13 protein-coding genes and 1 pseudogene are annotated in these 13,413 nt (G+C 34.5%); 9 read left to right on the forward strand and 5 right to left on the reverse strand.

Annotation, left to right across the window (positions count from 1 at the left end):
• The first annotated feature begins 55 nt into the window (after window positions 1-55).
• From FD33_RS04675 to FD33_RS04690, 4 genes are all read left to right on the forward strand, one after another.
• Window positions 56-331 (forward strand): hypothetical protein, encoded by a 276-nt coding sequence (locus FD33_RS04675; RefSeq protein WP_025086376.1) that lies wholly within the window; start codon window positions 56-58, stop codon window positions 329-331.
• A 104-nt stretch (window positions 332-435) separates the two neighbouring features.
• Window positions 436-888 carry a MarR family winged helix-turn-helix transcriptional regulator gene (locus FD33_RS04680; RefSeq protein WP_056955798.1) on the forward strand — a complete coding sequence of 151 codons (453 nt, stop codon included), beginning with the start codon at window positions 436-438 and terminating at the stop codon, window positions 886-888.
• A complete protein-coding gene (locus tag FD33_RS04685; RefSeq protein WP_319792496.1) occupies window positions 885-1,406 on the forward strand; it encodes a GNAT family N-acetyltransferase in 522 nt (173 codons plus the stop codon). The genes FD33_RS04680 and FD33_RS04685 overlap by 4 nt, the downstream gene beginning before the upstream one ends.
• The gene (locus FD33_RS04690; protein WP_025086374.1) at window positions 1,403-2,116 is read left to right on the forward strand and encodes a B3/B4 domain-containing protein; all 714 of its coding nucleotides are present in this window, start codon (window positions 1,403-1,405) and stop codon (window positions 2,114-2,116) included. The genes FD33_RS04685 and FD33_RS04690 overlap by 4 nt, the downstream gene beginning before the upstream one ends.
• Window positions 2,117-2,163: 47 nt before the next feature.
• On the opposite strand, the gene FD33_RS04695 is transcribed toward FD33_RS04690, so the two are convergent.
• Together FD33_RS04695 and FD33_RS04700 are read right to left on the reverse strand one after the other, a co-directional pair.
• Entirely contained in the window at window positions 2,164-3,327 is a 1,164-nt protein-coding gene (locus FD33_RS04695; protein WP_034544541.1) for an MFS transporter, read from the reverse strand.
• A 138-nt stretch (window positions 3,328-3,465) separates the two neighbouring features.
• Window positions 3,466-4,239 (reverse strand): NrtR DNA-binding winged helix domain-containing protein, encoded by a 774-nt coding sequence (locus tag FD33_RS04700; protein ID WP_025085960.1) that lies wholly within the window; start codon window positions 4,237-4,239, stop codon window positions 3,466-3,468.
• A 233-nt stretch (window positions 4,240-4,472) separates the two neighbouring features.
• Between FD33_RS04700 and FD33_RS04705 the strand changes: the two genes are divergently transcribed.
• Complete coding sequence (locus FD33_RS04705) at window positions 4,473-5,063, forward strand: WxL domain-containing protein (protein WP_025085961.1); 591 nt, start codon at window positions 4,473-4,475, stop codon at window positions 5,061-5,063.
• 67 nt (window positions 5,064-5,130) lie between these two features.
• The gene (locus FD33_RS04710; RefSeq protein ID WP_025085962.1) at window positions 5,131-6,189 is read left to right on the forward strand and encodes a DUF916 and DUF3324 domain-containing protein; all 1,059 of its coding nucleotides are present in this window, start codon (window positions 5,131-5,133) and stop codon (window positions 6,187-6,189) included.
• A gap of 350 nt (window positions 6,190-6,539) precedes the next feature.
• Here the strand turns inward: FD33_RS04710 and FD33_RS04715 are convergent, their stop codons facing one another.
• Entirely contained in the window at window positions 6,540-6,851 is a 312-nt protein-coding gene (locus FD33_RS04715; RefSeq protein ID WP_025085963.1) for a DMT family transporter, read from the reverse strand.
• Window positions 6,852-7,019: 168 nt separating this feature from the next.
• Between FD33_RS04715 and FD33_RS04720 the strand changes: the two genes are divergently transcribed.
• The 3 genes and pseudogenes from FD33_RS04720 to FD33_RS04730 all read left to right on the forward strand — a co-directional run bounded on the left by FD33_RS04720 (window position 7,020) and on the right by FD33_RS04730 (window position 11,243).
• Window positions 7,020-8,207 (forward strand): NADH-dependent flavin oxidoreductase, encoded by a 1,188-nt coding sequence (locus tag FD33_RS04720; RefSeq protein WP_025085964.1) that lies wholly within the window; start codon window positions 7,020-7,022, stop codon window positions 8,205-8,207.
• A gap of 140 nt (window positions 8,208-8,347) precedes the next feature.
• Window positions 8,348-9,046 (forward strand): hypothetical protein, encoded by a 699-nt coding sequence (locus tag FD33_RS04725; protein ID WP_025085965.1) that lies wholly within the window; start codon window positions 8,348-8,350, stop codon window positions 9,044-9,046.
• A gap of 101 nt (window positions 9,047-9,147) precedes the next feature.
• Window positions 9,148-11,243, forward strand: a pseudogene (locus FD33_RS04730) (LTA synthase family protein).
• Between the two features lie 111 nt (window positions 11,244-11,354).
• On the opposite strand, the gene FD33_RS04735 reads toward FD33_RS04730, so the two are convergent.
• Together FD33_RS04735 and FD33_RS04740 are read right to left on the reverse strand one after the other, a co-directional pair.
• A complete protein-coding gene (locus FD33_RS04735) occupies window positions 11,355-12,398 on the reverse strand; it encodes a zinc-binding dehydrogenase (protein WP_056955799.1) in 1,044 nt (347 codons plus the stop codon).
• A 70-nt stretch (window positions 12,399-12,468) separates the two neighbouring features.
• The gene (locus tag FD33_RS04740) at window positions 12,469-13,272 is read right to left on the reverse strand and encodes a fumarylacetoacetate hydrolase family protein (RefSeq protein ID WP_025085966.1); all 804 of its coding nucleotides are present in this window, start codon (window positions 13,270-13,272) and stop codon (window positions 12,469-12,471) included.
• Between the last annotated feature and the right edge of the window lie 141 nt (window positions 13,273-13,413).

Below are 13,413 nucleotides of genomic sequence, written 5' to 3' on the forward strand. Positions count from 1 at the left end.
GTGTTTTTATTTTGTCATTTTTCTAAAGTGGCTAACTTGATTATAAAATTCGCCGATGAAACTAAATGACAATACAGAGGCAAAGAGAATTTTATCGGAGCTATATACCGATATTAATAATAATAAAGAAATCGATAAAAATGACTATAGTAAAGATTTTGTTTTGAAAACATATAATTTGTTGGATAAAAATTATTCAGAAACATATTTATTTGGTCGTTTGCGAGATGATCGTCAAGTTCAAAGCGTTTTGAAACATATGGATAATGGTTCAGAATATCAAGAAAGTATTGATCAGCTTTCTCGTAATTTAGGTTACGCGGTCAACTAAATAAAAAAATGGCAACGAGGGGTTGCCATTTTTTATGCTTAAATTTTAGTTGCAAATGCAACAAAATGGCTGTACAATACTTCTATTGAAAGCGAGGGAGTTTGGTGGTAGAAATTTTGCGTTCAATTGGTGTAATTGCACGTTCTTTAGATTCAATCAGTAATATTGAATTTAAAGATTATGACTTAACTAAAGGACAGTATTTATATTTAGTAAGAATTTATGAAAATCCCGGCATTATTCAGGAAAAATTAGCCGGAATGATCAAGGTAGACAAGACAACGGCTGCTAGGGCTATTAAAAAACTAGAAAAAAATAATTTTATTTTTAGAAAACAATCAACTGATAATAAAAAAGAGAAAAAATTATACGTAACCGATAAGGGTAAAAAAATATATCCAACCATTTATCGAGAAGATATTTACTCAAATCAAATGGCTTTAAAGGGTTTAGATGCCGCCGAACAGAAGCAAATTCTAAAGTTGTTGAAGAAGGTTGAAGATAATGTGGCAGCCGATTGGGAATATGTTAAGAAGGGTAATAAGAGAGAATATTGAAAATTAGACAGTGCAATGTAAATGACCTAAAAGTTCTTCAGGATTTAAGCAGAGAGACTTACACGGCCACTTTCGGTCAGGATAATACAGAAGAGAATTTGAATGCTTATTTGGAAGAAGCATACAATACTGAACAGCTTACTTCTGAATTAACGAATCAAGATTCAAAATTTTACTTCATTTACCAAGACGAACAATTAGCAGGTTATCTGAAACTCAATATTTTAACGGCTCAATCAGAAAAAATGCCAGATAATTATATGGAAGTTGAGCGAGTTTACTTTAAAACGGCTTATCAACATTTAGGATTAGGAACTAAAGTGTTTAATTTTGCCGAAGAACGAGCAAAAGAATTATCTAAAGATAATATATGGTTAGGTGTTTGGGAATTCAATTATCCAGCCCAAAAGTTTTATCAAAAGATGGGCTTCGAAAGATTCAGCGAACATAAATTTATAATGGGAGATTCAGTGCAAACTGATTTCTTAATGAAAAAGAATTTGAGGGTAGAAAAATGACAAAAGTAGTTATTGATCAAAAGTTTTGGGATTTATTTCCAGATGCACAAATTAGTACTTTGGCAATTCATCAAATAAATAATCACGTTGATGAGAAAGATGATCCATACTTTGCTAAATTGTTGAATGATAGTGCCGAAGAATCAAAGAAATTTATCAATGATGAAGTTTTCCGAGAGAGTGAAGTAGTGGATCAGTGGTGTCAAGCTTTTCGCGAATTCAAGACTAAAAAGGGTGCACGTTGTTCAATTGAAGCCTTGTTGAAACGGGTAAGCCAAGGGAGAACTTTTTCGCCGATTAATCCGCTAGTCGATATTTATAACAGTGTTTCTTTGAAATATGCGGTACCTTGTGGTGGTGAAAACCTAAATGCTATGGCAGGCGATTTACATCTTGGAGAAGCTCAAGGTGGCGAAGGGTTTAAACCATTAGGTGCTGATGAAGATGCTCCGGCTTTACCAGGTGAAATTATTTATTATGATAATGACGGTGCAATTTGTCGATGCTTAAATTGGCGTGAGGCTCAAAGAACAATGTTAACTGAAGAAACAACAGATTCAGTTTTGGTTATTGAAGCCATTAATCAAGAACAGGCTCAAAGAGCTAACGAAGCAATTAAAGAGTTAAAGCAATTGATTGAAGATTATTTCCATGTAGATGGAAAAATAGAGATTTTGACAAAAGACAATTCGGAAACAGATGAATTGTAATTCAAATTAAAAAATTCACTCCAATTCATGGGGTGAATTTTTTTAACTTAATTTTCTATTTGAATATTTTTTTGATCATTATCGACCATTCCGAAGACTAATATAAGAATACCGATAATTAGTGAACCGACGAAATAGGAAAAGATAGTTGAAATATTTAAATTAATACTTAATGAGAAGCCAATTAAGTAAGGCCCGATAGTAGCGCCAATACGTCCAATTGATTGAGTGAATCCAATACCGACGCCACGAATGTTCATAGGATATTGAGTTGGTGTCAAAGCAATCAGAATTCCCCAGGCTCCTAGAGTGAAGAAGGAAAGTAGACAACTACTGAATACAACCATAAAGACATTTTGCGCGGTTCCAAATAGGAAAGATCCGATAATAGTCCCAACCAAATAGATTCCCAAAACTTTTTTACGGCTCAATTTACCCATTAGATAGGCTGCTAGAAAGTAACCAGGCAATTGAGCAAAACTCATTATTAATGTATAACCAAAACTGTGAACGACTGAGAATCCTCGTTTGATCAGTACACTTGGTAACCAAAGGAACATACCATAGTAGGTGAACATAATGATAAACCACAACAAACTTAAACAAACAGTGGCACGACGATATTTTTTAGACCAGATTTGATTTAGAGCAATCCGCAGGTTTAGACGTTTATTTTTAATGTTAGTTTGTTCTGGTAAATGGCGACGAATTACCAAAGTGTATAGAGCCATAATGGATGTAGCAATAACTGTAAATCGCCAACCATATAGTGGCATGAAAAGAAAGGCTAGAAGGGAAGCTAAGATCCAACCGATCGCCCAAAAACTATCAACTAGAATCAACATTTTGGAACGTCTGTGACCAGAGAAGGAATCGGCAATGATAGTTGTGGCAACGGGTAATTCTCCACCTAGACCAATTCCCGTAATGAAACGAACAAACATGAATTGTTCAACGTTAGTCGTTAATGCTAAGACTAAATTACTAACAGAAAAAATTAAGAGCGTAATAACAATAATATTTTTTTTACCAAATTTGTCGGCTAAGTAGCCAAATAATATGGCACCAAACATCATACCAACAGTAGTAATAGAACTGACTAATCCAATTTGATTGTCATTCAAAAACCATTCTTTTTTGATCAATGGCATGATAAAAGATAATAAAGCTACATCGGCGGCGTCAAAAAGCCAAGCAGTTCCGATGACCATTAAGAGCTTTAGACCACTTTTTTCATTTGCTTGTGTGTCCAAGATAGTAAATACCTCCTAAATTTATAAAAAAAATAAATAATATTATTAAAGGTAAAATTTACCTTTAATAATGCAAAACAAAGACTATCATTAGTCTTATTTAGGGTCAAGCGTTTCACGTAACTTGTATAATTTGGCCGGACGACCACTCTTGCCGTGCTCAGTTCCAGCTTCAATAAAGAGATGTGAGTGTGTTTTACGAAAGTTAGAATTATCAATGGTTTGATAGGGCTGCTTCCAAAATGTGGAGTAGACTTCACGTGCTTCTTTGAGAGTGAAATCATCACCTAAAATCAAAAGGATTGTGGGTAAATAATTCAAACGATTCGTGATTCTTTGAAAAGCGTTACGTAAAATTAAAGCATGATCGGCACTCAAATGCTTGTTATCATTGTATTTTGCTAAATGTTCGTAGAAATCTTTAACCGATATTTTTTCACTTAATGTTTTGAAAGTTAAGTTATGATGTTCCAATAAGAAGCAGTCTTGATCGTAATTAACATTGAACCATGCGACCTCTTTAGCACCATAACCAGCTGTTAGATCGGGCATATAAGGTAAGTAAGTCATGTAACTTAGGGCAATTTCGCGGTTTTGATCTGTACGTTTAACATTACTGAAGGTGGCTAATTGTTCAGTATAAAAGTTAGGTAATTGAATACCAATTTTTTCATTGATCAATCTTAATGAGGCTTCCTCAGCATCTTCATTAGTACGTAGCATCGTTGTAGGCAACCCCCATTTGTCAATATTGGGCCCCAGAGAATTTTTAACTAGAAGAATCAACACTTTACTTTTGCTAGTATCGAAACTCCAGATGATATTAACGACGCTGATTTTTAATCGGTCGTCAGTTGTTGTATCTGTCATACTATTGACTCCATTCTAGATATGCCCTCATTATAATTTACTTGTTGTACAGTTCCAACGTTTTGACGTGTATATTCTTGTTTATTTATCCAAAAAAATATATAACGTACGCAGAGATTGAAAGAGATCTCTATGTGATGGGTATTTCTCCAATCAAGCAGAGTCCGATTGATCCATCACATTAGGACTCTGTTTCATAGCGACCAACAGTCGTTTATGAGGGGGAAAATATTATGAAAAAACTCGTAAGAAATAGCATGTTAGTAGGGGCAGCTGTTTTAGGAATTGGTTCGTTAGGTGCAGTCGCTCAAGCAGCAACAACACCTGCACCACCAGTTACAAGCACAGCCACGGCCGATATTACGCCTGGAACGATCACTTTAAGTTCGGCCCCTAGTTTTCAATTTGGTACAGTAGCAGCTTCAGCAAACGATATTTCATATACATCAACTTCCACATCAGGAATCTTGGATATCGCTGATGCTGGTACTGGTACTGGATATACTGTAACTGTTGCGGCATCACCATTCACGGCAACAGGCGGCGCAGCCTTAAAGAATGCACAACTATTATTAGATAATAAAGAAACAGATCCTATTAAAGCAGATGATGTTGATAATGTATCAACACCTCCAACACTTGTCGCAAATCTTTCACTATCAAGTTCACCAGTAACTGTTGTTAGTGCTGCAGCTGGTAGTGGTGTAGGTGCCTATACTGGAACATATGGTTCTACTGATGCCTCACTTAAGGTTCCAGCTGGTAATATTGGCGGATCCTACAGTTCAACCTTAACATGGACGTTAGCTAATGCACCTGCTTAAATATAAAAATTGAGGGCTTGTAACTTAATTGTTGCATGCTCTCTTTTTTTCTTCGGGAGATGATATTTTGAAGAAGCGTATTTGGATTTTCATGTTGTTTTTAATTAGTGTTATAACTTTTGGTTGTTTAGGAACCCAAGATATTTCGGCCGCCACCTCAGAAGCTCAACCAGCAGTGACTTATAATATTGTGCCAGAACTTTCAAATAATCAGATCGATAAAAAAGTCGGTTATTTTGATTTGAAAGTGACGCCAGATGAGAAGTTGCAAGCTAAATTTAAGATTAATAATAACGATACTAAAACGCATACTTATACTGTAATGGTGAACCGGGCATCGACTGATACCAATGGGGTAATAGTCTATAACGAACATAACGTTAAAGCTGATTCATCTTTGAAATATGATATTGAAAAATTAGTTACATATCCTAAGAGTGTTACTGTTGATGCAAAATCTTCTACAGAAGTAGTTGTGAACATTAATGCTCCGAAAGGAAATTTTGATGGCGTATTGTTAGGTGGTATCTTTATCGAACAAGATAATCAAGTTAGCAAGAGTAACGCTAAGGGTGTAACGTTAAAAAATAAGTATAATTATGTTCTAGGCCTACAATTGAGACAAAACACTGACACAGTTGAGCCAAATTTAAAACTGATCAAAGCATATGAAGATACTCAAAATGGACAAATTTCAGTCAATGCACTATTAGATAATGATGTGCCAAGATTGGAAGAAAAAGTTGATATCAAAGCAAAGATAACTTCAGAAAATGATAGTAAGAATGTTATTTTACAATCAGAGAAATCAAATATGTCAATTGCCCCAAACAGTTACTTTACTTATCCTATTAATGTTAATACAGTTATCGGTGCTAACAAGGATAAGAGATTAAAGTCAGGGACTTATATGATGTATTTGGATGTTAAGGCTAACAATGGGCAAAATATTTGGAAGCTTCAACGGAAATTTACGGTTACTGACAAGCAAAGCCGTGAAATCAATAAGAAGACGCCAGTTAAGAACAGTCATACTAAATCCAATATGGCTATCGTTGAAACAATTGCTGCAATTATAGTGGTTGCAGGGTTAGGTGTTTGGTATTACAAAAAACATAAAAAGTAAAACGAGATACGAATAAAAGAATCCAATAACTCACTTTTGGGGTTCTTACTCAAATTTGGTTAAAATGTGAATGTGCTTAAATTCCCGTCTTCCGCAAGAATTAGAAATGTATTGGAACGCGATGGATCTCCAAGATCAGCCTTATTGTAAGTGGCAAAGCCGCCAACAATAATCACATAGCTGAACTCATTTCCAATTCTTACTCCAGACCAAATAATTTTCCATTTAGTTTTCTTGTGGTAAGTATGTTTAATACGTAATTTTGTAAAATAAAAACGGCCTCTATTAAGAGATTCAAGTAAGGTATATATCTTGAATACTTAATGGAAACCGTTCTTTTTGTATTCCTATTAGAACACATTGATGAGAACTGTACCTGAGACGACTAAGAATAATCCTGCAATTGAGTAAACTGATAGTGTTTCGTGGTAGAAGACAATACCAGCAATAGTAACAAGAATTAGGCCAACGCTACCCCATGTAGCGTATGTAAGACTAAGTGGTAGTCTTTTAAGGACGTGGGAAAGAACAAATAGGCAGATAAAATATGACGTTAAAGTTCCCACTGTAGGTAATAGATTGGTAAAGCCATCAGTTTTCTTTAAAAGTGAAGTTCCTAAGACTTCGAAACCAATGGAGACCAATAATAGTAAGTAGTTCATAAGCTTTTCCTCATTCAAAATTTCTTTCAATATCATACACGAGTTTAAACAAAAAAACACCAATTATTTTTAAAAATGGAAAAATTCTTTCTATGAATCCATACATTTATGAAAGGGCTTACAAATGTCGATATTGTGATAATCTGAATTAGAAAGCGAGGGATTGCAATGGCAGATTATAAGTTTTTGAAACCATATACGTTTGAGAAGAAGGGAATTACAGTAAAGAATCGTATTGTTATTCCACCAATGACCGAGGAAATGAGTTTTTCAAATGGTGAAGTAACATCAGATGAATTGCGTTATTATCATATGCACAGTGGTGGCGCTGGAATGTTTGTGACTGCAGTTGCTAACGTTAATGCACTAGGTAAAGGTTTTGAAGGTGAACTTAGTGCCGAAGATGATAAGTTTATACCCAGCTTAAGAAAATTGGCTTCAGCTATGCATGTAAACGGTACGAAAGCCATTTTACAAATTTTTAGTGCTGGACGTATGTCTTCAACTGCTATTTTACGTGGACAACAACCAGTTAGCGCTAGTGCTGTTAAGGCAACTAGAAATAATTCAGAAGTACCACGTGAATTGACAGAAGAAATTGAACAAACAATTAAAGATTTTGGTCAAGCAACAAGACGTGCGATTGAGGCGGGCTTTGATGGTGTTGAAATCCATGGTGCTAATACTTATTTGATTCAACAATTCTTCTCACCACACTCTAATCGTCGGACTGATAAATGGGGTGGATCAGTTGAAAAGAGAATGACTTTCCCATTGGCAGTAGTTGACGAAGTAGAAAATATTATCGAAAAGTACGCCGACAGACCATTTTTGATGGGGTATCGTATTTCTCCAGAAGAGATTGAAGATCCCGGTATCAGATTTGAAGATACTTTGAAATTAGTCGATGCCTTGAAAGAAAAGCCACTTGATTATCTTCATGTTTCAATGGGGAATGTTTGGAGAAAATCACTTAATGATAAGTCAGTTACTACACCATTGAACTTAACTATTAAAGAGCATATTGGTGATTTACCATTGATTGGCGTTGGTGATATTCAAACACCTGCTGATGCTGAAAAGGTTGTAGATGAAGGATTAGATTTTGCAGCCATTGGTCGTGAGAGTTTACGTGAGCCACATTGGGTTCAAAAAGTTGTCGCTGGTGATGAAGATGCTATTCGTTATACTATTGCTCCAGCAGATCATGAAGAGTTAGGTCTCTATGGTACTTTCTGGGACTTCTTAATTACGGCTTTTCATTCAGGTTTGCAGTTGAGTAGTGAACCACATACAGAAGAGAATCGTAAAGAATTTAGTGGTATTTTGGACCACATTTTTGGTGGTGGAGAGTAATGCTTAGAGCTGTCTGTGAAGACAGCTCTTTTTTTATAAAAAATTCTAATAAAAAGTATATCAAACACCCAATTGACAGTGATAAAAACCTATATTAATTTTGTTAGTAAATATTTAATTGTTGTAGGGGATTGTTAAACTTGTTTGAGAATGATTGGAAATTATTTAAACTGCAATTAAAAATGATTATGCAAGAAAAGATTGTTTTCTTTTATACCTTGATAGTGCCAATAATCATGGCTTTTTTGAATAATAATCTTAATTTTCGAGGAAATGAAGTCTTATATATTTATTGGGCGTACATTGTTGTCACGACAGTCCTGAACGGTTTTTTAATGAATTTGATTCGGGTACGTGAAAGTGGATTTTTTAAACAACCGTCAGAATTGATCGATTCTAATTTTTCAATTTTGTTTACAGCCTTCTTTGCTCAACTGCTTGTTATACAGATACAAATTTTTATTTTTAATTTGACAATTGATTGTTTTATAACGCCAGTATCATCATATACATTTTTATATGGATTTCTGGTTTCATTTTTAACAACAATTATCAGTATTTCGATGATGTCCATATTGTTACTTTTTAAATGTAAGCAAAGAACTTTTTATGTGATTATAAACTTTTTTCTATTTGGTGGATTATTGTTATTAAGTACCCGTCCAGAAGGAGTATGGAATTATATTTTGACAATGATTAATCCTTTTCAATTTATTTATGCACTCTATTCAGTACCGTGTATCATTAATTCCTTTAGTTTGATTTTAGGAGTATTTACCATTTGTTATATGTTAATTGGAATTATTGTCTTAAGCCGTTTGACCAAGAAGAATGAGTGATTTATTTTCAAATCAGAATAGTTAAATAATTCACAAATATGGTTGAAACTCCCATTTCACCTAGCCTATACTTTAATTGCAGGTTAAATAGGGGTATATAAATGAAAAGAAAAAGCGATATAACAGTTAAATTAACCAGAACAAAATTGATTTTAATTTTGACGGCAATAATTTGGATAGAAACATTGTTAGTTTACTATGGGGATTTTAAGTTGGGAATTGAAGGTCCATTGCAAGTAATTATTTCTATCTTCAACCCGTTAGGTTTCATATTGCTTATTTTGAGTTTGGCTAATTTTTTTGTACGTAAAAAATCATTTGTGATTTCACTGATGGTATTATTTGCTTTAGAAACGATATTATTAGTTGCTAACGTTATTTATTATCGAGAGTTTTCTGATTTTATTTCAATAAATACAATGTTAAGTGCTCAAAAATTTAATGGTGCAATGGGAAAGAGTATTGCTACCCTAATTTCGCCGCATGATGTTATTTACTTGTTGAATTTGGGTTTAATTATAGGTCTACCATTCTTTACTAAGAATAATTTGATAACCATTCCTGTTAGGATGGTTAATAAAGTAGCTTTATCGTGTTTAAGTGCATTTCTAATCGTTCTGAATTTAACTATCTCTGAGATGAATCGACCTCAATTGTTAGGTAGAACCTTTGATCAAACTTATATTGTTAAGTATCTCGGATTGAACTTTTATATGGCTTATAATACGGCCAACAAGGTTAATGAGGATGCTGAAAAAAATAAAGTAACGACGGTCGATATTGATTCACCGTTACAAGAGGCTGCACAGATTTATGCGAAGCCAGATAAAAAATATTATGGAATTGCGCGTAAAAAAATGTCATTGTTATTCACTTAGAAAGCTTTCAACAATTTTTGATTAATATGAAGGTCAATGATCAAGAAGTAACACCATTCTTGAATAGTTTGTATTCAGATAAGAATACTGTCAGCTTTTCTAATTTTTTTCATGAAGTCGGGCAGGGCAAAACTAGTGATGCGGAAAATATGCTTGAGTCGGGATTATTTGGATTGCCGACAGGATCTTTATTTAACAAATTAGGACCAACAAATACTTTCCAGAGTGCTCCAGCTATTTTGAAACAAAAAGAAGGCTATACAAGTGCTGTCTTCCATGGAAATGTTGGTAGTTTTTATACAAGAAGCAAAACTTATAAGAGTATGGGCTACAACTACTTTTTCGATCAAGGTTATTTTAATCAAACTGAAGATTCTAATGTTGGTTTTGGATTGAAAGATAAATTGATGTTTAAGGAGAGTGTGAAATATTTAGAAAAACTGCAACAACCGTTTTATATGAAATACATTACACTAACAAATCATTATCCGTTTGATTTACCAGATGAAGACAATGACGGTTTTGTTAAACCGGAAACAAGCGATAGTGTCGTCAATAATTACTTTTTGACAGCACATTATTTGGATGCCTCGTTTCGTGAATTTTTCAACTATCTGAAAGAAAGTGGATTGTATGATCGATCAGTTGTTATTCTGTATGGTGATCATTATGGTATTTCAGATGATAGGAATAAAGCTCTGGCACCATTGTTGGATAAAGATCCTGAACAGTGGGATGAATTTGACAATATTCAGTTACAAAGGGTTCCTTTTATGATTCATATGAAGGGAATCGCTGGTCATATTGATAATGAATATGGTGGTGAAATTGATGTATTACCAACTATTTTGCATTTATTAGGAATTAATACTAAGGATTATATTCAATTAGGAACTGACCTGTTTTCTAAGCAGCATGATAGTAACGTCATTTTTAGAAATAATGGAATGGTCAACAGAGAATATACTGTTTTAAAGAAATCAAATGATTCATACAATATTTATGATAATAAAACAGGAGAATTATTGAATATTGATCCTGCATCCGATTTGTATAAAAAGATTGTTGAAAAATATGAACAAGAACGTCATCTGTTGGATATATCAGATACTATTAATCAAAAGAATCTTTTGAGATTCTATACACCAATAGGATTCAAACCAGTTGACCCTACTGATTATGACTATGAAAATGAAGTAAGCCAGTTGGATAAGATAAATGATACATTGGGTAACTCATCGACAAGCGTGTATTCGCAGAATAATGATAAATCGACTGTTTCAATGTACAAAACTGATGCACCTGAAAGTACAGAATAAGTTCCTATACAATACCAACAATTAGGAAAAATAAAACAGCGTCTATCCAAGTTTCAGTACACTATAAAAGTGTCTTGAAACCTGAATAGGCGCTGTTATTTTTAATTTTAATTAATCACTAACAGCGACGTATGATTTGATAACTTTTCTATCAGTCATTTCTTGATAAGCATCGTTGATCTGGTCAAGATTGAAATTCTTTGTAAAGACTAATCCAGGATTGATTTCACCATCTAGAACAGCTTTTAGTAGGCGACTCTTGTCATAAGTAGTAACAGAAGCAGGACCACCAGCGATAATGATATTCTTACCGAATGATGTAGCAATATCCATCTTTCCGGTATGTGGCAAACCGACACGGCCGACAACAGAACCAGGACGACCGACTTTCAAAGCTGTTTCAGTAGATAATTCAGTACCAACACATTCCAAAACGGCATCGGCACCAAAGCCATTAGTTAATTCTAAGATCTTCTTAACACCTTCATCACCACGTTCAGCAACATTATCAGTTGCACCGAATTTTGCGGCTAAAGCTTGGCGGTCGGGGTGACGGCTAGTTGAAATGATTTTTTTAGCACCAAGTAATTTGGCAGAAATGATTCCGCAAAGTCCTACGGCTCCATCGCCCATGACAACGACAGTATCACCATGTTTAACGTTAGCAACGGTTGCAGCATGGTAACCAGTAGCCATAACATCAGCTAGAGTCAAAAGTGATTTGAGCATATTTTCACTGTAATCACCGGGTTTTCCGGGAATCTTAACTAAAGCCCATTGACCATGTTGGAATCTAATGTATTCAGCTTGATTACCGTTACTGAAGTTATCAGTATGAGATTGACAATCTCCATCGAAACCAGCTAAACAGGCAGGACAATGTCCACAACCATGTGTAAATGGGGCAATTACGAAATCGCCTGCTTTAACAGTTGTAATATCGGAACCAACATCTTGAACGATACCAATGGCTTCATGTCCTGAATTCTCAGAGTGTTCTTTTTTATCCTCTAGATCACGATAAGCCCATAAATCTGATCCGCAAACACATGTCCGAACAACTTTAATAATAACGTCATCAGGTTGTTTAATCTTAGGAATATCAACATTTTCAATATCCACTTGCCCGACTTTTTCAAAGATTGCTTTTTTCATAAATGATCCTCCCTTATTTGTTAATTCAATTATAGCGTTTTTAAAAAATGTTTTGGTATTAATTAAAACCCTATTTCAAATTGATCGTTAGTTGTCCTAATTGTTCAATTTTACTAATTAATTGATCGCCTGATTTGAGAAATTCTTGAGGATTTCGTCCTGCACCGACTCCACCAGGAGTACCAGTAAAAATAAGATCTCCTGAGTACAATTCGGTAATAGATGATAAGTAGCTAACCAATTTTTCAGGCCCAAAGATTAAATTGCCCAATTTACTGTGTTGTTTTTCGACACCATTTAATTCGGTAGTAATAGTTAAGTCGTTTAAATCTGTGATTTCATCCGGCGTCGTTAACCAAGGCCCAATGGGTGAGAAGTTCTCATAAGATTTTGCCAAAGAAAATTGTGGATTGTCATTAGCAAATTGTAATTGGCGATCAGATAGATCTTGTCCAACCATGTAACCAGCAATGTGTTGACTCGCAAGATTCTGGCTAATATTACGTCCTCCTTTGCTAATAACAATGACTAGTTCTGTTTCCCAGTCTGTTTTAGGACTAGGAATTTTGACAGTTGGATTAGGACCGGTCAAGGAACTGATGAATTTGGTAAAAATATTGGGAACCTGAGGTTCTTTAGTGTGAAGTTCATTCAAATGATCTCGGTAATTGAAGCCAACTGCGAAAATTTGTTTGGGGTTAGTTATAGGTAAAGAAAAACTTTCCATTGTCGGTAATACACGTTCGCGGCTCAAAAATAATTTTTCTTTTAGATTGGGTAAGATAGACTGTATATCTTTGACGCCATTAATGAGTTGTAAAGTATGATTATCATTAATAATGGCGGCCCTACCAAGGTACATTCCTAATTTCATGATTATGCCTCTTTCATATAGAACTTTATTCTATTTTAATACGGTAGATTGTAAGATTAAATAGAATTCTACCCAGACGAAAAAATTGGATAGAAAAAGGGCAATGGACCCGGTATTGTTTTAAGTGACAAAACTATAAAC

The sequence above is a fragment of the Companilactobacillus paralimentarius DSM 13238 = JCM 10415 genome (assembly GCF_001434985.1).
Classification (GTDB): domain Bacteria; phylum Bacillota; class Bacilli; order Lactobacillales; family Lactobacillaceae; genus Companilactobacillus; species Companilactobacillus paralimentarius.